The organism is Faunimonas sp. B44 (assembly GCF_052655945.1).
The window spans coordinates 100213-119258 of sequence record NZ_JBQYEX010000007.1 but is presented as its reverse complement, the minus strand read 5'-3'; the positions used below and the strand labels follow the sequence as shown (position 1 = coordinate 119258).

General features: G+C 70.9%; 18 protein-coding genes. 10 read left to right on the top strand and 8 right to left on the bottom strand.

The window, feature by feature from the left end:
* Positions 1 to 207: 207 nt before the first annotated feature.
* The 4 genes from infA to ACUN0C_RS13910 all read right to left on the bottom strand — a co-directional run bounded on the left by infA (position 208) and on the right by ACUN0C_RS13910 (position 2998).
* The gene (infA, locus tag ACUN0C_RS13925) at positions 208 to 483 is read right to left on the bottom strand and encodes a translation initiation factor IF-1 (protein WP_445466986.1); all 276 of its coding nucleotides are present in this window, start codon (positions 481 to 483) and stop codon (positions 208 to 210) included.
* 11 nt (positions 484 to 494) lie between these two features.
* The gene (locus ACUN0C_RS13920) at positions 495 to 1871 is read right to left on the bottom strand and encodes a DEAD/DEAH box helicase (RefSeq protein ID WP_445466985.1); all 1377 of its coding nucleotides are present in this window, start codon (positions 1869 to 1871) and stop codon (positions 495 to 497) included.
* 245 nt (positions 1872 to 2116) lie between these two features.
* Positions 2117 to 2740 (bottom strand): Fic family protein, encoded by a 624-nt coding sequence (locus ACUN0C_RS13915; RefSeq protein ID WP_445466984.1) that lies wholly within the window; start codon positions 2738 to 2740, stop codon positions 2117 to 2119.
* A 24-nt stretch (positions 2741 to 2764) separates the two neighbouring features.
* Positions 2765 to 2998 (bottom strand): hypothetical protein, encoded by a 234-nt coding sequence (locus ACUN0C_RS13910; RefSeq protein ID WP_445466983.1) that lies wholly within the window; start codon positions 2996 to 2998, stop codon positions 2765 to 2767.
* A 218-nt stretch (positions 2999 to 3216) separates the two neighbouring features.
* On the opposite strand from ACUN0C_RS13910, the gene recJ reads away from it, so the two are divergent.
* Positions 3217 to 5040, top strand: a complete 1824-nt coding sequence (recJ, locus tag ACUN0C_RS13905; RefSeq protein WP_445466982.1) for a single-stranded-DNA-specific exonuclease RecJ — start codon at positions 3217 to 3219, stop codon at positions 5038 to 5040.
* Positions 5041 to 5081: 41 nt separating this feature from the next.
* Here the strand turns inward: recJ and ACUN0C_RS13900 are convergent, their stop codons facing one another.
* On the bottom strand, positions 5082 to 6095 hold the full coding sequence (locus ACUN0C_RS13900) for an NAD-dependent epimerase/dehydratase family protein (RefSeq protein WP_445467045.1): 1014 nt from the start codon (positions 6093 to 6095) through the stop codon (positions 5082 to 5084).
* Between the two features lie 73 nt (positions 6096 to 6168).
* Positions 6169 to 8133, bottom strand: a complete 1965-nt coding sequence (locus ACUN0C_RS13895; protein WP_445466981.1) for a polysaccharide biosynthesis protein — start codon at positions 8131 to 8133, stop codon at positions 6169 to 6171.
* A gap of 199 nt (positions 8134 to 8332) precedes the next feature.
* Here ACUN0C_RS13895 and ACUN0C_RS13890 point away from each other — a divergent pair, with 199 nt between their 5' ends.
* The gene (locus ACUN0C_RS13890; RefSeq protein ID WP_445466980.1) at positions 8333 to 9277 is read left to right on the top strand and encodes a helix-turn-helix domain-containing protein; all 945 of its coding nucleotides are present in this window, start codon (positions 8333 to 8335) and stop codon (positions 9275 to 9277) included.
* 27 nt (positions 9278 to 9304) lie between these two features.
* Positions 9305 to 9622 (top strand): ribosome hibernation-promoting factor, HPF/YfiA family, encoded by a 318-nt coding sequence (hpf, locus tag ACUN0C_RS13885; protein ID WP_445466979.1) that lies wholly within the window; start codon positions 9305 to 9307, stop codon positions 9620 to 9622.
* 65 nt (positions 9623 to 9687) lie between these two features.
* Here hpf and pcaD read toward each other — a convergent pair whose 3' ends face one another.
* Complete coding sequence (gene pcaD, locus ACUN0C_RS13880) at positions 9688 to 10476, bottom strand: 3-oxoadipate enol-lactonase (RefSeq protein WP_445466978.1); 789 nt, start codon at positions 10474 to 10476, stop codon at positions 9688 to 9690.
* Positions 10476 to 11843, bottom strand: a complete 1368-nt coding sequence (gene pcaB, locus ACUN0C_RS13875) for a 3-carboxy-cis,cis-muconate cycloisomerase (protein ID WP_445466977.1) — start codon at positions 11841 to 11843, stop codon at positions 10476 to 10478. The genes pcaD and pcaB overlap by 1 nt, the downstream gene beginning before the upstream one ends.
* A 111-nt stretch (positions 11844 to 11954) precedes the next feature.
* Here pcaB and ACUN0C_RS13870 point away from each other — a divergent pair, with 111 nt between their 5' ends.
* The 7 genes from ACUN0C_RS13870 to ACUN0C_RS13840 all read left to right on the top strand — a co-directional run bounded on the left by ACUN0C_RS13870 (position 11955) and on the right by ACUN0C_RS13840 (position 19045).
* Positions 11955 to 12878 (top strand): AAA family ATPase, encoded by a 924-nt coding sequence (locus ACUN0C_RS13870; RefSeq protein WP_445466976.1) that lies wholly within the window; start codon positions 11955 to 11957, stop codon positions 12876 to 12878.
* Between the two features lie 5 nt (positions 12879 to 12883).
* Positions 12884 to 14104, top strand: coding sequence for a vWA domain-containing protein (locus ACUN0C_RS13865; RefSeq protein WP_445466975.1), 1221 nt, complete (start codon positions 12884 to 12886; stop codon positions 14102 to 14104).
* 10 nt (positions 14105 to 14114) lie between these two features.
* Positions 14115 to 14450: an XdhC family protein gene (locus ACUN0C_RS13860; protein WP_445466974.1), complete on the top strand. Its 336-nt coding sequence runs from the start codon at positions 14115 to 14117 to the stop codon at positions 14448 to 14450.
* Position 14451: 1 nt separating this feature from the next.
* Positions 14452 to 15147, top strand: a complete 696-nt coding sequence (locus ACUN0C_RS13855; protein ID WP_445466973.1) for an XdhC family protein — start codon at positions 14452 to 14454, stop codon at positions 15145 to 15147.
* Complete coding sequence (locus ACUN0C_RS13850; protein WP_445466972.1) at positions 15144 to 16766, top strand: NTP transferase domain-containing protein; 1623 nt, start codon at positions 15144 to 15146, stop codon at positions 16764 to 16766. The genes ACUN0C_RS13855 and ACUN0C_RS13850 overlap by 4 nt, the downstream gene beginning before the upstream one ends.
* A 31-nt stretch (positions 16767 to 16797) precedes the next feature.
* Positions 16798 to 17106 carry a c-type cytochrome gene (locus ACUN0C_RS13845; protein ID WP_445466971.1) on the top strand — a complete coding sequence of 103 codons (309 nt, stop codon included), beginning with the start codon at positions 16798 to 16800 and terminating at the stop codon, positions 17104 to 17106.
* A gap of 118 nt (positions 17107 to 17224) precedes the next feature.
* Positions 17225 to 19045 carry an IlvD/Edd family dehydratase gene (locus tag ACUN0C_RS13840; RefSeq protein ID WP_445466970.1) on the top strand — a complete coding sequence of 607 codons (1821 nt, stop codon included), beginning with the start codon at positions 17225 to 17227 and terminating at the stop codon, positions 19043 to 19045.
* The last annotated feature ends 1 nt before the right edge of the window (position 19046 follow it).

The following is a 19046-nucleotide window of genomic DNA, read 5'->3' as shown; positions in this document are numbered from 1 at the left end:
TGGACTTCTGGCGGATGCGGTGCGCAGCCCGACCGGTGTGGCCGGGCGAAACCGAACGTGGGGTTCGAAGAAGAGGCGGTGCCCCCACGCCCTGCGGGTCGCTTTGCCAGGCACGGGCTTCACGAGCCTAAGGGTTCGCCCACGACCGGAGCGAAATGCCGGGGACCGAACGTCGTGCGGAGGGGCCGGCGGAAAGCCGGCTCCGCCTCAGCGGCGGCGCGGGGGAGGCCGGCGCGGGGGGCCGCCCGGGCGCGGCCCGGTGTCGCCCTTGTGGCGGAAGTTGATCCGGCCCCTGTCGAGATCGTACGGCGACATCTCCACGATCACGCGGTCGCCGACGCCGGTCCGGATGCGGAACTTCCGCATCTTGCCGGCCGTGTAGGCGAGGATCTCGTGGTCGTTGTCGAGCCGGACGCGGAAGTTCCCGTCCGGGAGCAGTTCGGTCACCGTGCCTTCGAACTCGAGAAGTTCTTCTTTCGCCATCAAACCTCCATTCAGCGCTGGTCGCGGCGCTCGCCGCTCCCGCTGCCGACGCCGCCTTCGACCTTGCGGGCCGGCCGGTTCCGCATGAAGCCGACGCCGGCCATCCCGGCGCGTCCGCCGTCATGGCCTTCCGTCTCGACCGGGCGACCGCTCGAGCGGGCCGGGCGGCCGCCCTGTCCGCCGCCGCGGCCCCGCCGGGGCGGGCGCCCCTGACGCGCGCCGCCTTCGCGCTCGCCCGGCCGCGCCGTGACCGCCGGCGTGCCGGTGCGCCGGTCCTCCGAGGGAATCGAGAGGCGCGTCAGCTTCTCGATCGCCTTCAGGAGCGGTGCCTCTTCGCTTGTGCAGAGCGTAATGGCAATACCCGCGGCACCGGCCCGGGCGGTTCGCCCGATGCGGTGGACGTAGGTCTCCGCGACCTCGGGCAGGTCGTAATTCACGACATGGCTCACGCCGGCGACGTCGATGCCGCGTGCCGCGATGTCGGTCGCCACGAGCGTCACGATCTCGCCCCTGCGGAAGGCGGCGAGCACGCGTTCGCGCTGCGGCTGCGACTTGTTGCCGTGGATCGCCGCGGCGGGAATGCTCGCGTTTTCGAGCGACCGCACCAGCTTGTCGGCGCCGTGCTTCGTCCGGGTGAAGACGAGAACCCGGTCCGGCCTTTCGTGCTTCAGGACGTCCGCCAGCGTGCCTGCCTTGGACTGCCTGTCGATGTGGATCACGCGCTGCTCGACCCGGTCGGCCGTCTTGGCGATGGGGGTCACGCTGACCTGCGCCGGATCGCGCAGCATCTGCTGCGCGAGCTCGGCGATCGCCGGCGGCATGGTCGCCGAGAAGAAGAGCGTCAGGCGCTGCTTCGGCAGTTCGGCGACGATCTTGCGGATGTCGCGGAAGAAGCCGAGATCGAGCATCTGGTCCGCCTCGTCGAGCACGAGCGTCTCGACGCGGTCGAGCCGCAGCGCCCGCTCGGAGAAGAGGTCGAGCAGCCGGCCGGGGGTGGCGACGAGGACGTCGACGCCGTTGGCGAGCGCCCGCTTCTGCCGGCCGATCGGGACGCCGCCGATGGCGAGCGTCGTGGTCAGGCGCATGTGGCGCCCGTACTTGCGGAAGCTCTGCTCGATCTGGCCGGCGAGCTCGCGCGTGGGGCTGAGGACCAGGACGCGGCAGGCTAGCCGCTCCGGCCGCTTCGCCGCCTGGGCGAGCCGGTGCAGGATGGGCAGCGCGAAGGCCGCGGTCTTGCCGGTTCCCGTCTGCGCGATGCCGACCAGGTCGCGGCCGGCGAGCACGACGGGGATCGCCTGGACCTGGATCGGAGTGGGGGTGAGGTACTGCGCGTCGGAAAGCGCGCGCTGGATGGACTCGTCGAGCCCGAAATCACTGAAAGATGTCAAACGTGAAGCTTCCTATGGCGTGGCGACGGTCTGCGCTGAAGAGCGCATCCGGTCGGACGCGGGACAGAGACATCCCGCGTGGCCAGGGCTGTCCGAAATTCTAGAAAAGGGCGGACCAAGCTGCTGTGAAGCGCCGTACACGCTGTCCGCGAACAGCCCGAAACGGCTGCTCGATGGCGCGTACTTAGGTTGTTCACAGCCGCTTTGCAAGGGATTGGAATGGAGCGAGTGCCTGAGGCTGCAGATCAGCGCGTCCCGCTGCCAGGAAACGAGAGGCCGTCGTCGCTCAGCTGAGCCTCCAGCAGGCCCGCCAGGTAGTCCTCCATGTCCGAGAAGTCGAGATGGCCTGCATCCCAGGCGGAATCCGCCGCCATCAGAGCCTTCTCGTAGTCATCTCTCGTGTCCCGGATTCGCTCCGGGATAATCTTCCGGCCATGCAGAAGAGCGCCTGAGCGGACGCACAGGAGGTAATAGGAAGCGGCACGCGCGGTTCGCCCGTTTCCTTCGATGAACGGATGGATCCAGTTCAGCCGCCACAGGCCATACGCAGCGAGTTCGGTCGGACTCCAAACGTACCAGTTCTCCTGAACCGTCGATATGAACCGATCCATCCAGTCGTCAATGTCATTGAAGTGTGGCGGCTTGTGTTGACCCACGTAGATGGGCTCTCTCCGGAATCGCCCGCCGAACTGAGAGATGTTGGCGACGGCGACATGGTTGAGAGCCCAAAGTAGGTACTTGTCGAAAGCAACGGCGCCTTTCAGCAGGCCGATCTCGATGCAATTTGTCAGAAGCTCATATTGCCGGTTCAGGTTCTGCTCCTGAACGCGGTCGTAAAGCTGCTGGTTTTCCTGTTCAAGGATAAACATGTCGGCAGAAGTCGGCGGCAGCTCTCATGCGCCAGGTGAACCGTCATCGGTTGTCGGCGTAATGCGAATGCTGTCCACGGCTCGTCGAGCGGATTCCTTGGTGATTCGTGATCCCTTTGGCGCATTGCCGTACACGAAGCTTGCCCGCTGCTCGCGAAGCAGCTCGTCGCTGACGACAACGGTCTTTGCGCGCGCCAGCAGTTCATCCAGGCGAGGGCGCTCGGGCGCGCGTTTCAGGGCTGACTTGCGTTCGGCCATCGTGTCGTCCTCCTGATCCAAGGAAAGCATAGCACAGGGAAGATGCCGCAGGCCCGTGTTCCCTGCCGCAGGCTGATTGGCGTTGGCTGCGAGCGGGTCATCCACGGCACCCACTGCGTGCGTTCTCGTCCGCTCCAGACGTGAGTCCCGTCCGCCGCAGCGATGCGACTTGGCGGATGGGCGTTGTTCCCGCGGCCGCGCCGCGCATAATCGCGGCCATGTGGGGATTCGGTGAGGCGCGGAGCCGTTCGCGGCCCTTCCTGGGCGTGTCGCGGTCGGCGGCCGGCCGGGAATGGCGGTCGCGGCTCGACCAGGCGGGCGAGGCGCAGGCGGCGAGCATCGTGCAGCGGCACGGCACGCCCGAGCTCGTCGCGCGCGTCCTCGCCGGACGGGGGCTCGACTGCGAGCGCGTGCCGGGCTTTCTGGATCCCTCGCTCCGCCACGACATGCCGGACCCGTCCACGCTTGCCGACATGGATGCGGCCGCGGCGCGGATTGCCGACGCCGCCGAGCGCTCCGAGCCGGTCGCGATCTTCGGCGACTACGACGTCGACGGCGCGACCTCCTCGGCGCTCCTGCACTGTCTCCTCGGCGAACTCGGCATAACTGCCCGCATCTACATCCCCGACCGCATCTTCGAGGGCTACGGCCCCAATCCCGCGGCCATCGAGACGCTGGCGGGCGAGGGCGCGCGGCTCATCGTCTGCGTCGACTGCGGCTCGACGAGCTTCGATTCGCTGGAGACTGCGGCCCGGCTCGGCACCGACGTCGTGGTCGTCGATCACCACCAGGTCGGCGTCTCGCTGCCGCCGGCCGTCGCGATCGTCAATCCGAACCGGCAGGACGACGTGTCGGGGCAAGGGCATCTCGCCGCGGTCGGCGTGGCGTTCCTGGTGGCGGTCGCCGTCGTGCGCGAGCTCCGCCGCCGCGGCTTCTTCGCTGCCCGGCGGGAGCCCGATTTGCTGGCGCTCCTCGACCTCGTGGCGCTCGGCACGGTCTGCGACGTCGTGCCCCTCACCGGCCTCAACCGCGCCTTCGTGACGAAGGGGCTGATCGCCTTGCGCCGCAACGGCCGCGTCGGGCTGAAGGCGCTCGCCGAAGCGGCGCGGCTCAAGCGGCCGACCGAGACGAGCCATCTCGGCTTCCTGCTCGGGCCGCGCATCAATGCCGGCGGCCGCATCGGGGACGCCGCCCTCGGCGCACGGCTTCTGACTTGCGTCGACGCCGCGGAAGCGGCCGCCATCGCCGAAACGCTGGAGCGCCTGAACGCGGAGCGGCAGGCCATCGAGCATGCCGCCGTCGAGGCGGCCGTGGCCGAGGCCGAAGCCGATATCGGGTTCGGGCCGGGCCCGAGCGTCGTCACCGTCAGCGCACCCGACTGGCATCCGGGGGTGGTCGGGCTGGTGGCGTCGCGGCTCAAGGACCGGTTCGAGCGGCCGGCGCTCGCCGTCACCTTCGAGGGCACGGGTGGCCGCGGCACGGGGTCCGGCCGCTCGATCACGGGCGTCGATCTCGGCGCCGCGGTGCGGGCTGCGGTGGAGGCGGGGCTTCTCGTCAAGGGCGGCGGGCACGCAATGGCGGCAGGCCTCACCGTCGAGAGCGAGCGCCTGGCGGATCTCCGGGCGTTCCTGGAAGAGCGGCTCGCGGGCGCGGTGGCGGCCGCGCGCGAGGACCGCCCGATGCTGATCGACGGCGCCCTGACGGAGAGCGGCGCGACGCTCGCGCTCATCGATGCGCTCGAGCGCGCCGGCCCCTACGGCCCCGGCCATCCTTCGCCGGTCTTCGCCTTCCCGGCGCACCGGGTCGTCTACGCCGAGCGGGCCGGCGCCGACCACGTGCGCGTCAGGCTGTCCGCCGGGACCGGCGGCACGCTGAAGGCGGTGGCGTTCCGCGCCGCGGACGCGCCGCTCGGCCGGGCACTTCTCGAAGGCCGCGGGCGGCCGCTCCACGTCGCCGGCACGCTGTGCCTCGACCACTGGCAGGGGGCGGCCGCACCGCAACTGCGCATCCTGGACGTCGCGACGCCGACCGATCGCGTCTGAAGCGGGGGAGGGCTCGGGTCGCCCGGCGGGGTGGGAAAGCCTCAGCCCACGCCGGCGCCGGGGGCGCCGTAGAACCCGACATACCAGTCGACGAAGCGCTTCACGCCCTCCGCCACCGGCGTGTCCGGCCGGAAGCCGATCGCTGCCTTGAGGTCGTCCACGGATGCCAGCGTCTTGGGCACGTCGCCGGGCTGCATCGGCTTCAGCCGGATCTCGGCCGTGCGCCCCGTCGCGGCCTCGATCGCGCGGACGAATTCCCACAACCCGACCTCGCGGTCGTTGCCGATATTGTAGACCCGCCAGGGCGCATGGCTCGTCGCCGGGTCCGGGTCGAGCGGATCGAAGGCAGGATCGGGCGCCGCCACATGGCCGAGAATGCGCACCACGCCCTCGACCACGTCGTCGACATAGGTGAAGTCGCGGCTCATCTCGCCGCGATTGTAGAGGTCGATGGGCTCGCCGGCGAGGATCGCGCGGGTGAACTTGAAGGGCGCCATGTCCGGCCGGCCCCAGGGCCCGTAGACGGTGAAGAAGCGCAGGCCCGTGGTCGGCAGGCCGTAGAGATGGCTGTAGGTGTGCGCCATCAGCTCGTTGGCGCGCTTCGTCGCGGCATAGAGCGAGACGGGATGGACCGAAGCCGCATGCTCGTCGAAGGGCTGGCGGGCGAGCGCGCCGTAGACGGAGCTCGACGAGGCATAGACGAGGTGCTCGACGCGGTTGTGCCGGCAGGCCTCCAGTACCGACAGGAAGCCGTCGATGTTGGCGCGCGTGTAGTCGAACGGGTGCGTCAGGGAATGGCGGACGCCGGGCTGGGCAGCAAGGTGGATCACGCGGCCGACGCGCTCGTCGCGGACGAGGGCGGCGAGCGGCTCGGGCTCGGCCACGTCCATTGGCCGGAACGAGAAGCCGGGACATCCCGACAGCGCGTCGATGCGTGCCCGTTTCAGCGCCGGGTCGTAATAGGGGCTGAGATTGTCGACTCCCAGGACGCGGCGGCCGTCGGCGCAGAGGCGGCGGGCGACGTGGAAGCCGATGAAGCCCGCGGCGCCCGTCACGAGGACGGGGCGCGGATCGGCCGGTCCGGCTTCGCCCGCGCCGCCGCGCGACGGTAGCGTCGGTTCCGACACCTCAGTGCACGGTCCGCGGCGTAGCCGCCAGCCCGGCGGCAGGGGTCGCAGGAACCCGCTTGGGAAGCGCCCCGCCGGCTCCCGTGCCGGCGAATTCCGGGACGATCGCGCCGAGGATCTGCCGGACTTCCTCGACGTCGTCGGCCCGCGCCGCGTCCTCGATGCGCCGCAGCGCCGACATCAGCGCTTCGCGCGGAAAGAGGCGCGGCGAGGCCACGAAGACGCCGGCGGTCGATGTCGCGGCGGTCGCCTCCTCGGGGTCGAACAGTTCCTCGAACAGCTTCTCGCCCGGGCGGAGGCCGGTATAGGCGATGGCGATGTCCACGTCCGGCCGAAAGCCGGAGAGTGCGATCAGCATGCGGGCGAGCTCGACGATGCGCACCGGCTCGCCCATGTCGAGGACGAGGATGCGGCCGCGCTCGTCGGGGTGGCCGAGGCCGTGCACGGCCGCCTGGAGCACGAGCTCCGCCGCTTCCCGGATCGTCATGAAGTAGCGCTTCATGTCCGGATGGGTGACGGTGACGGGGCCGCCGGCACGGATCTGCTGCTCGAAGAGCGGCACGACCGAGCCGTTCGAGCCGAGCACGTTGCCGAAGCGCACGGTGATGAAGCGCGTGGCGTCCGCGGAGACGTCGAGCGCCTGGCAATAGGCCTCCGCAACGCGCTTGGTGGCGCCCATGGCGCTGGTCGGGCGGATCGCCTTGTCCGTGGAGATGACGACCATCGCCTCGACGCCGTTCGCGACTGCGGCGTCGGCGACGTTGCGCGTCCCGATCACGTTCGTCAGCACGCCTTCGGAGGTGTTCCATTCGACGAGCGGGACATGCTTCAGGGCCGCGGCATGGAAGATGACGCCCGGCCGCTCCCGCTCAATGATCCGGTGGATGCGGTCGCGGTCGCGCACGTCGGCGATCAGGCTGGCGCGGTCGAGGGCGGGCGCGGTCTCGGCGATGGCGCGGTCGATCGAATAGAGGTTGTACTCGCCGCTGTCGACGAGGACCAGGCGGCTCGGCCCGTAGCCGGCGACCTGGCGCGCGATCTCCGAGCCGATGGAGCCGCCCGCGCCGGTGATCAGCACGATGCGGTCGCGGATGAGGTGACGGATCTGGTCGAGCTCGAGCCGGACCGGCGGCCGGCCGAGCAGGTCGTCGAGCGTGACGGAGCGGAATTCCGGCTCGTCGTCGCCAAGCAGGTCGGCGGATTCGGCGACGCGCTTGACCGCGATGCCGTGGGCGGCCGCGGCAGTGGCGATCGGCTGCAGTTCCTCCCGATGCTCCTGGGGCGCGGCGAGGACGATCGCGTCGGGCTTCAGCTCGTTGCGCTCGAGATTGGCGAGGATGGCATTGATCTCGCTTGCACCGCCGAGGAGCGGCGCGCCCCGAATGCTCCTGCCGCGCGAATCGAGCTTGTAGTCGACGACGCCGACCACGCGGTAGTTCGGGCTGCCTTCCAGGCCGAAGCGGCGGATGATGCGGTCCGCCTGGCCGGCGCTGGCGACGATCAGGAGCCGCTGGCGACGCGCCGGCGCGGTCCGGAAGTTCTTGAGCGCGGCGATGCCGCCGTCCTTGACGAGGCGGTGCACGAGCCTCGGCGCCGCCAGCATGACGATCAGGATGAACCAGGCGATGAGCGGAACCGAGCGCGGCACGTAGGCGAGCCGGTTCACGAGGAACATCAGGACCAGGAAGGAGAGCACCGTGGTCGTGCTGGCCAGCACGATGTTGCGCAGGTCCGTCAGCGAGGCGAAACGCCAGATCCCGCGGCCGACCCCGAAGGCCCAGAAGGAGAAGCCGGCGACGACCGCGAAGATGACGACGGCGGCGACGATCTCGTCGGACGGCGGCAGGCGCGACCAGCCGTAGCGCAGCAGCAGCGCGAGCCACATGGAAAAGCCGGCGGCGATGACGTCGTGAACGCCCGCGGCCAGGCGCTTCTTGGTCGTGATGGACGGACGGCTCAGGCGCAACGCTTCGGTTCCGATACTCGCAACCGGGGAAGCTCGCCCCGGGGCATCGCCGTACGTGCCGGAGATGCTGAATTTACGTGCATCCAATAGTGCGGCGTGCCTACATTCCGCAACCCTGTTGGAAGAACCGCCGTCGGCGAGCATGGGCCGCCGACCGCCCCGAAGCACTCGGAGGACGCCGGGCTCCCAGATGTCCCGCATGCAGAGCATCCCGCAGTTCCACCTTTACGGAGAAGCGGCCGAGGAGACTCCGTTCGACTTCGTCTCCGTCGAGCTGATCGAGGACCGGGCAAGGGGCGGCGGCTGGCGGATCGAGCCCCACAGCCATCGCAACCTCGACCAGATCATGATCCTGCGCGAGGGCGGCGGGCACGCGATGATGGAGGGGGTGGAGACGCCGATCGGGCCGCGCTCCGTCGTCCTGGTGCCCGCGACGAGCGTCCACGGATTCACCTTCGCGGACGGCACCGCGGGCGCGGTATTCTCCTTCACGAGCGATGTGCTGCGGGAGCAGCGGGACGGCGCCGGCTCGGTCTACGACCGCCTCAGCGCGATGTTCGCGAGCCCCGTTGCGACCCTTTCGGGAGAGGACTGCTTCCGTGCGGTCTGGAGCCTGGCCGAGCGGCTGAAGGGGGAGATCGAGACCGACGCGCCCGCCGCCCGGATCGCGGCCCGCGCCTGGCTGGCGCTCCTCGTCGTCGAGATCGTCCGGCGCGTCGCGGGATCGGAGCACAGCGGCGACCATCTGGTCCCGCGCGCTGATCCGGTGCTGGACCGCCTCAGGTCGCTGATCGAGGAGCGTTTCCGGGAAACGCGCCGGATCGGCGCCTATGCCGGCGCGCTGGCGATGACGATCGACCGGCTGACCGAACATACCAAGCGCGTCGCCGGGGTGACGCCGGCCCACATGGTGCGGACGCGGGTCATCGTGGAGGCGAAGCGCCAGCTCGTCTTCACGGACCTTTCCGTGGGCCAGATCGCCTTCGAGCTCGGATTCTCCGATCCTGCCCATTTCTCGCGCTATTTCCGCCGCTACGCCGATGTGACGCCGCAGCAGTTCCGGGAGCATCACAAGCCGGACGTCCGGCAGCCTTCGCATGGTCGCCCGGAGGGGGCGGAAACCAACGCCGGTCCGTCCCGTTGACCTCTGCATTGAAGGGAGAGCCCATACATGCCTGAAAGCGTGGACACGCCGATCACGGTCGGAAGCTCGAGCATCGATCTCGGAAGCGCCATCCGGGAGCACGCCGAACAGGAGATCCTGAAGGTCGCGGACAAGTATTTCCGCAGGCTCAACACCGCGTCGGTCCACTTCACCGGGGAGGGCGACGATTTCCGCTGCAGCGTCAACATCCGCATGGGCGGCCTCGACATGATGAGCGCCGAGGCGGAGGCCAAGGACGCCTATCTCGCCTTCAACAGCGCCCTCACCAAGGTCGAGAAGCAGCTGAGGCGCACCAAGCGCGAACTGCGCGACGACAAGCACTGAGTGCGGCTCCCACGCGGGGGGATCCACGCCCGCGTGGAGCCGGCCCGCCGCCGATCGCGCGGGTCCTACCTTCCGCCGGCCAGGTAGGGCAGCACGACGGCGTTGAACCGGGCGGGCTGCTCCACGTTCGAGAGATGGGCGGCGGGGATGCGCTCGCTGCGGGCGCCGAGAACGCGCGCGGCGATCGCCATGCCCTGTTCCGGCGTGGTCGCCGGATCGTGCTCGCCCACGACGATCATGACGGGCGTTTCGATCAGGCCGAGGACGTCCCGGAGATCCATGTCGCGGATCGCCGCGCAGCAGCCCGCATAGCCGGTCGGATCGGTCGCGGCGATCATCGCCCGTATGCGATCGACTTCCCCGGGGTTCTCCTCCCGAAAGGCGGGCGTGAACCAGCGCTCGACCACCGCCTCCTGGATCGCCGCCATGCCGTTCCGCTCGACCGTCCTGATCCGACCGTCCCACAGGTCGCGCGGCGGAAGATGGGCGGCCGTGTTGCAGAGCGCGGCATGGCTGAAGCGCCGCGGATGGTTGGCCGTGAGCCACAGGCCCGTCATCCCGCCCATGGAGAGCCCGCAGAACGCGGTCTTCTCGATCTGGAGCGCGTCGAGGAGCTCGATGACGTCCCGCCCGAGCCGATCCATCGTGTAGGGCCCTTGCGGCGCTTCGGACCGGCCGTGGCCGCGCTGGTCGTAGCGGATCACGCGGAAGCGCGCGGCGGCCTCTGCCATCTGCCCGTCCCACATGTGGAGGTTGGTGCCGAGCGAGTTTGAGAAGACGAGGGGAGGCGCGTCGGCGTCGCCTTCCACCTGGTAGTGGATGGATATTCCGTCGCCGGTCCTGAACTCCGCCATCACTCCGCCTCCATTTCCCGCTTCGCCTCGTCCACGGCCATGCGCACCATGTCGGCCGCTGCGCCGAGATAGCGGGCCGGGTCGAGCGCCCGGTCGATCGCCTCCGGGCCGAGCACGTCGGTGATCGCCGGGTCGTCCTTCGCCACCGCCGCAAGCGCACGCTTGTCCCTCGCGGCGGCCTTCGACGCCGCCTCGACGCGGTGGTGGGCCTCCATCCGGCCGATCTTCGGGGCGAGCGCCATCATGAGGCTCTCCGCCAGCGGCAGCCCGAGCGTCAGCCCGAGGTTGGCCCGCATCCGCTCCGGGTCGAGCTCGAGCCCCTCGATCAGGTCCGCGATGCGCTCCGCGCTCCCGCCGGACAGCAGGAACAGGTCGCGCATCGTCTCCCATTCGGCGGGCCACGCCCCGGGCGAACGCTCGTGCTCGTGCTCCATCGCACCGTGGATGATTGCCATCAGCCCGGTGACGCGCCGGTGGTTCGCGCGCACGGCGGCGGATGAGACCGGATTGCGCTTGTGCGGCATCGTCGACGAGCCGCCCTTGCCGGGTGCGGAGGCCTCGAACGCCTCGCCCACCTCCGTCTGCATCAGGAGCTGGACGTCGGTCGCGATCTTGGCGGCGGCGCCTGAAGCGATCCCCAGCGCCGATGCGATCGTGACGATCCGGCTGCGCTCGGCATGCCAGGTGATCGCCGGCTCCGGCAGGCCGAGCCGCGCCGCGAGGGCGGCCCTGACCCTGAGCCCGTCGCCGCCCAAGGCGGCGAGCGTGCCTGCCGCGCCGCCGAACTGGACCGCAAGCGCCTCCGACCTTGCCCGGCGGATCGCGCGGTGCGCGGCCGCAAGCCCGGACAGCCAGACGGACGCCTTGTGGGCGAAGGGGATCGGGAGCGCATGCTGCAGCCACGTCCGCCCCGGCATGATCGCGTCGCCCTGCGCGGCCGCGAGCGCGATGCACGCGCGCATCCCGCGGCGGAGGTCGGCCGCCAGGCGATCGAGGCCGCCGCGCGCCAGGAGCATGAAGCCGGTGTCGATGACGTCCTGGCTGGTTGCGCCCCAGTGCACGTAGCCGCGCGCCTTCGGATCGACCGCGGAGGTCAGCGCCTTCACGAGCGGGATCGCGAGGTTGCCGGCGAGCGCCGCCTGCCGCCCGATCTCGTCTGCCGAGAAGAGCTTCGGATCGCACTTCTCACAAATCGGTTGAACCGCGTCGGCCGGGATCACGCCGCATTCGGCTTCCGCCGCGGCGAGCGCGGCCTCGAATTCCAGCATGGCGCCGAGCACGGCCCGGTCGGAGAATGCCCGCGCCATCGCCCCGGAGGCGAACATGGGGGAGAACAGCGCGGAGCCCGCGCGGTCGGCGTCGCTCATGCGCGCATACCTAGCGGATCGACGCCTGGCTGTCACACCGCTTCGGCAGGTGCGCCCGGGCGCCGGCTGGCCTATATAGGCGGATGTCCCGTTCAGCCCGCCCGTGAGCGCATGATTCCGCGACCGGTTCCGACCTCGATCGACGAGACCCTCACCCTGCTCAGGCAGGCCGGCTACGTCGCCGACCGCGCGCTCGCGACCGTCGTGTTCCTGAGCCTGCGCATGCGGCGGCCGCTCTTCCTCGAAGGGGAGGCGGGCGTCGGCAAGACCGAGATCGCCAAGGTGCTCGCGGCCGGGCTCGACCGCAACCTGATCCGGCTGCAGTGCTACGAGGGCCTCGATCTCGCGAGCGCCGTCTACGAGTGGAATTACGCCGCCCAGATGGTGGAGATCCGGCTTGCGGAGGCGAGCGGCAACGTCGACCGCGAGACGCTGGCGAAGGACATTTTCACCGAGCGCTTCCTGATCGCGCGGCCGATCCTGCAAGCGCTCGAGCCGGACCTGAAGGGCCCGCCCGTGCTCCTCATCGACGAGCTCGACCGCGCCGACGAGGCGTTCGAGGCCTTCCTGCTGGAGATCCTCGCGGACAACCAGGTGACGATCCCGGAATTCGGCACGATCCGCGCGCCGGAGCCGCCGATCGTCATCATCACGACCAACCGCACGCGCGAGATCCACGACGCGCTGAAGCGGCGCTGCCTCTATCACTGGGTCGATTATCCCGACGCGGAGCGCGAGCTCGCGATCGTGCTGGGCCGGGTCCCGGGCGTGCACGACCGGCTGGCGCGCGAGGTGGTGGCCTTCGTGCAGCGGCTGCGCCGCGAGGACATCTTCAAGAAGCCGGGCGTCGCCGAGACGCTCGACTGGGCCGGCGCGCTGACGGAACTCGACCAGGTCGCGCTCGACCCCTCGGTGGTGTCCGACACGCTCGGCGTCCTCCTGAAGTACCAGGACGACATCGCCCGGCTCGACGGCAGCCGGACGCGCCAGCTGCTCGACGAGGCGCGCGCCGAGCTCGCCGCGGCGGCGGAGTAGAGCGCGTGCCGGCAGAGGCGCCATCCACGCCATCGGGCCCGGGGCGGATCGCCGACAACATCGTGCACTTCGCCCGCGTGCTGCGCCGCGCCGGCCTGCCGGTCGGCCCCGGCTCGGTCGTCGATGCGATCCGCGCCGTCGAGGTCGCCGGCATCGCCTCGCGCGAGGACTTCTACTGGACGCTCCATTCGGTGCTCGTGAAGAAGCGGGAGCACCGCGCCGTCTTCCTCGAGGCCTTCGAGATCTTCTGGCGCCGGCGCGGCCTGCTGGAGAAGCTGATCGCGATGATGTCGCCGGCGGCGCCGCCGCGCGCGGCCGAGCCGGAGCGGCCGCGCGCGGGCTCGGCCCGGGTGAACGAGGCGCTCCGGCCCGAGCGCACGCGCGAGATCGAGCAGCCCGAGACCGAGATCGACGCCCGGCTCACCGTCTCCGACCGCGAGGTGCTCCAGCGCAAGGACTTCGCCCAGATGACCGCCGGCGAGCTCGCAGCCGCCAAGCGCGAGATCGCCCGCCTGGCGATGCCGGACGACCGGGTGCGCACACGCCGGCTGAAGGCGGCGCTGCGCGGTGCGTTCGATCCCCGGCTCACCATGCGCGCCTCGCTCCGGCTCGGCGGGGGGATGATCCTGCCGCGCTTCCGGGCGCCGACCGAGGTCCAGCCGCCGCTCGTCGCGCTCTGCGACATTTCCGGCTCGATGACGGACTACTCGCGCGTGCTCCTCCACTTCCTTCATGCGATCTCCGAACGCCGGAAGGTCAGCGTCTTCCTGTTCGGCACGCGGCTCACCAACGTGACGCGGCAGCTCCGCATGAAGGATCCCGACGAGGCGCTCGCCGGCTGCGCCGACGCCGTCGCCGACTGGTCGGGCGGCACCCGGATCGCCTCGGCGCTGCGCACCTTCAACCGCGACTGGTCGCGTCGCGTGCTGGGGCAGGGCGCAATCGTGCTCCTCATCACGGACGGCCTGGAGCGCGACGCGGACGCCGATCTCGGCCGCGAGATGGACCGGCTCCGCCGCTCCTGCCGGACGCTGATCTGGCTGAACCCGCTCCTGCGCTTCTCCGGCTTCGAGGCGAGGGCGAGCGGAATCCGAGCCATGCTGCCCCATGTCGACCAGTTCCGCCCGGCGCATTCGCTCCAGGCGATCGCCGACGTGGTGGACGCGCTGTCGACGGAGCCCGGCGGCGCGGCGGCCGACCCGCGCAGCTACCTGAAGGCAGCATGAGGAGGAAAGGATGTCGGAACATCTGCAAGACGCCGGCCTCGACGTGCTCGGCACCGCAGAGGCCTGGATCGGGGAGGGCCGGCGGCTCGCGCTCGCCACCGTGGTGGAGACCTGGGGCTCGGCGCCAAGGCCCGTCGGCAGCCATCTGGTGATCGACGGCGAGGGGAATTTCCAGGGCTCGGTGTCGGGCGGCTGCGTCGAGGGCGCGGTCGTCGGCGAGGCGCTCGACGTGATCGCCGAAGGGCGGCCGCGCATGCTGGAGTTCGGCGTCGCCGACGAGACGGCGTGGCGGGTCGGGCTCTCCTGCGGCGGGCGCATCCGCGTCTATGTCGAGCCGGTGAACTGACATGCGCGCCGACCTGCTCGTCGCCATGAACGAGGCCCGGCGCGCACGGCGCGCGGCGATCCTCGTCACCGACACGCAATCGGGCCAGACGCGGCTCGTCGGCGAGGCTGACGCTGCCGCCGATCCGCTCGGCCCGGAGCTCGAGCGCCGCTTCCGCACCGGCCGATCCGGCATGCTGGAGGACGGCCGCACCTTCCTCACCGTGCAGGTGCCGCCGCCGCGGATGGTGGTGATCGGCGCCGTGCACATCAGCCAGGCGCTCGCGCCGATCGCGCGGGTTGCGGGATTCGACATGGTCATCATCGACCCGCGCACGGCGTTCGCGACAAAGGAGCGCTTTCCCGACGTCCCGCTCCTCGCGGAATGGCCGGACGAGGCGCTGCGCGACAAGCCGCTCGACGCCTACAGCGCGCTGGTCGCGCTCACGCACGACCCGAAGATCGACGACGGGCCGATCGCCGCCGCACTTGCCGCGCGCTGCTTCTACGTCGGTGCGCTCGGAAGCCGGAAGACGCACGGCAAGCGCGTCGAGCGCCTGCTCCAGGACGGCGTCGCCGCCGCGGATCTTGAGCGCATCCACGCGCCGATCGGGCTCGACATCGGAGCGCAGTCCCCGGCCGAGATCGCCGTCGCGATCATGGCCGAGGTGATCGCGGCGCTGCGCACGAGCGCCGGCGCGAAGCGGGCGGCGGCTTGAGGTTCGGCCCGGTCCCGGTCGGAGAGGCGGAAGGGGCGGTCGCCGCCCATTCGATCCGCCACGGCCGGGGAACGATCCGGAAGGGAACGCGGCTCGGCCCCGCGGAGATCGCGGCGCTGTCGGAGGCGGGCATCGCCGAGATCGTGGCGGCGCGGCTCGAGCCCGGCGACATCGGCGAGGACGCGGCGGCGGAGCGGGTCGCCAGCGCGCTGCTCGGCCCCAACCTGCGGATCGACCCGGCCTTCACCGGCCGGTGCAACATCTTCGCCGACGCCGCCGGGCTGTTCGTCGCCGACCGGGCGCTGGTCGACGGCGTGAACCGGCTCGATCCGGGCCTGACGCTCGCGACGCTGCCGTCTTACGCGGCGGTGGAGGCGGGGCGCATGGTGGCGACCGTGAAGATTATCCCGCTCGCGCTGCCGGAAAGCGCGGTCGAGCGTGCGGAGCAAGCGCTCGCAGGGCGCGCCGCGCTCGCCCTATCGCCCTGGCGGCGCGCCCGCGTCGCCATGACGGCGACGACGCTGCCCGGGCTGAAGCCGAGCGTCATGGACAAGACGCGCCGGGTGTTCGAGGCGCGGCTCGCGCCGGCCGGCGCGACGGTCGCCGACGAGCGGCGCGTCCCGCATCGCACGGCGCCGCTCGCCGAGGCGCTCGCCGCGCAGCGGCGGGAGGATCCCGACCTCCTCGTCGTCTTCGCGGCCTCTGCGATCACCGACGCGGCCGACGTCATCCCGGAGGCGATCAGGGCCGCCGGCGGGCGGGTGATCCATCTCGGCATGCCCGTCGATCCGGGCAACCTGCTCCTCGTCGGCGAACTCGAGGGCGTGCCGGTGATCGGCGCACCCGGCTGCGCGCGCAGCCCGGCCGAGAACGGCTTCGACTGGGTGCTGCAACGGCTCCTCGCCGGCATTCCGGTGGAACCCGAGGACATCACCGGCATGGGCGTCGGAGGCCTGCTCATGGAGATCGTGTCGCGGCCGCAGCCGCGCGAGCCGGCGAAGGCGGCGGGCGGCCCCGTCGCGGCCCTCGTCCTCGCCGCCGGGCAGTCGCGCCGGATGGGCGGGCCGAACAAGCTGCTGGCGACCTTCGGCGGCGAGCCGCTCGTGCGCCGGAGCGCCGCCGCCGCGCTCGCCTCGCGCGCGTCGCCGGTCGTGGTGGTCACCGGCCACATGCGCGACCGGATCGAGGCGGCGCTTGCCGGGCTCGACGTCGCGACGGTCCACAATGCGGACTATGCCGAGGGGCTCGCCACCTCCCTTAAGACCGGCATATCCGCGCTGCCGGCCGACGCGGCCGGGGCGATCGTCTTGCTCGCCGACATGCCCGGCATCACGGCCGCGATCATCGACCGGCTGATCGCCGCGTTCGACCCCGACCGGCCCGGGATCGTGCTCCCCACCGTCGAGGGCAAGCGCGGCAACCCGGTGCTCTGGTCGCGCCATTTCTTCCCGGAGCTTCTCGCGACATCCGGCGATGTCGGCGCGCGGCACCTGATCGCGCGCCACGCGGACGCCGTGCGGACCGTCGAGATCGGGCCGGCCGCCGGGCTCGACGTCGACACGCCGGAGGCGCTGCGCGATGCGGGCGGGACGCTGGCGGGCGCGGGTCCGCTGGAATGAAGGCGCCGGCGCGCGCAAGGAGGACAACACCATGATACGCCTCGCACTGGCCGTGGCCCTCGTCTCGGCGGGGCCGGCGCTCGCCGACCCGATTGCGGAGGGCGAGCGCTTCGCCGAGGCGAACTGCGCCCGCTGCCACGCGATCGGCACGAGCGGCGAAAGCCCGCTGCCGGAGGCGCCGGCATTCCGGACGCTCTCGCAGCGCTACCCGGTCGAGCAGCTGGCGGAGGCGCTCGCCGAGGGCATCGTCACGGCCCATCCCGACATGCCGGAATTCCAGCTGGAGCCGGCGCAGATCGAGGCCTTTCTCGCCTATCTGGAAAGCATCCAGGCCCGCTGACCGGCCGTTGCGGCCGCGGGGGGGGGGGGGGGGCGCTCGGAGGGGCGGGCGTTTCGCCGCGGCATCTTGATTCCGCCGGGGCAGGGCGCGAGGCTCCCCCTGCTTCTCGGAGAACGGCATGCCCTATGACGCCAAGCACGGCACGACGGTGAAGCTGCGATCGCAGCTCTGGTTCGACAATCCCGACGATCCGGACATGACGGCGCTCTACATCGAGCGCTACATGAACTGGGGCCTGACGCGCGCGGAACTCCAGTCCGGCAAGCCGCTCATCGGCATCGCCCAATCGGGCTCCGACCTCGCGCCGTGCAACCGGCACCACATCGTGCTCGCCGAGCGGGTCCGCGAAGGTATCCGCGAAGCCGGCGGCATCGCCTTCGAGTTCCCGGTCCACCCGATCCAGGAGACCGGCCGGCGGCCGACGGCGGCGCTCGATCGCAACCTCGCTTATCTGGGGCTGGTGGAGACGCTGTTCGGCTATCCGATCGACGGCGTGGTGCTGACGACCGGCTGCGACAAGACCACGCCGTCCCAGCTGATGGCCGCGGCGACCGTGAACATCCCCGCCATCGCGCTCTCCGTCGGGCCGATGCTGAACGGCTGGTATCGCGGCGCGCGCACCGGCTCCGGCACGATCAAGTGGCTCGCCAAGAAGCTCAAGGCGGCCGGCGAGATCGACTGGCCGCAATATTTCGAGCTCGTCGCCTCCTCGGCGCCGTCTCCCGGCTTCTGCAACACGATGGGGACGGCGACCACGATGAACGCGCTCGCCGAGGCGCTCGGCATGATGCTGCCCGGCGGGGCCGCCATTCCCGCGCCGCACAAGGAGCGGGCGCAGGTCGCCTACCTGACCGGCCGGCGCATCGTCGAGATGGTGCTGGAGGACCTGACGCCGGCGAAGATCATGACGCGCGCGGCGCTCGAGAACGCCATCGTGGTGAACTCCGCGATCGGCGGCTCCACGAACGCGCCGATCCACCTCAACGCCATCGCCCGCCATCTCGGGATCGAGCTCACCAACGACGATTGGGAGCGGATCGGCCACCACGTTCCGCTCCTCGTCGACCTGCAGCCGGCCGGGCGCTTCCTCGGGGAGGACTTTCATCGTGCCGGCGGCGTGCCGGCCGTCGTCGCCGAGCTGATCGAGGCCGGCCTCCTGCCGCACCCGGACGCCCTGACCGTGAACGGCGGCACGATCGGCGCGAACTGCGCGGGCAAGCGCAGCTGGGACCGCGAGGTGATCCGATCCCACGAGGAGCCGATCCTCGCGGATGCGGGCTTCCTCAACCTAAAGGGCAATCTGTTCGGCTCGGCGATCATGAAGACGAGCGTGATCTCCGAGACCTTCCGCGCGCGCTACCTGTCGGACCCGGAAGACCCGAACGCTTTCGAGGGCCCCGTCGTCGTCTTCGACGGGCGCGAGGACTACCATGCCCGCATCAACGACCCGGCGCTCGGGATCGACGAGCACACCATCCTGGTCATGCGCGGCGCCGGCCCGATCGGCTATCCGGGCGGTGCCGAGGTCGTGAACATGCAGCCGCCCGACGCGCTCCTGCAGGAAGGGATCATGGAACTGCCCTGCATCGGCGACGGCCGTCAGTCCGGCACGTCGGGTTCGCCCTCGATCCTGAACGCCTGCCCGGAGGCCGCCGTCGGCGGCGGCCTGGCGCTGCTGAGGACCGGCGACCGCATCCGCATCGACCTGAACCGGCGCGAGGCGAACGTGCTCCTGCCGAACGAGGAGCTCGCGGAGCGCCGGCGGGCGCTGGAGCAGGCGCTCGAAGACGGGCCGCTCGCCTACGTGCCGCCGAGCCAGACGCCCTGGCAGGAGATCCACCGGGCACTCGCCGACCAGTTCGACGGCGGGATGGTGCTGAAGCCCGCCGTGAAGTATCGCGACGTCGGGCACCGCTTCACGCCCCGGGACAACCACTGAC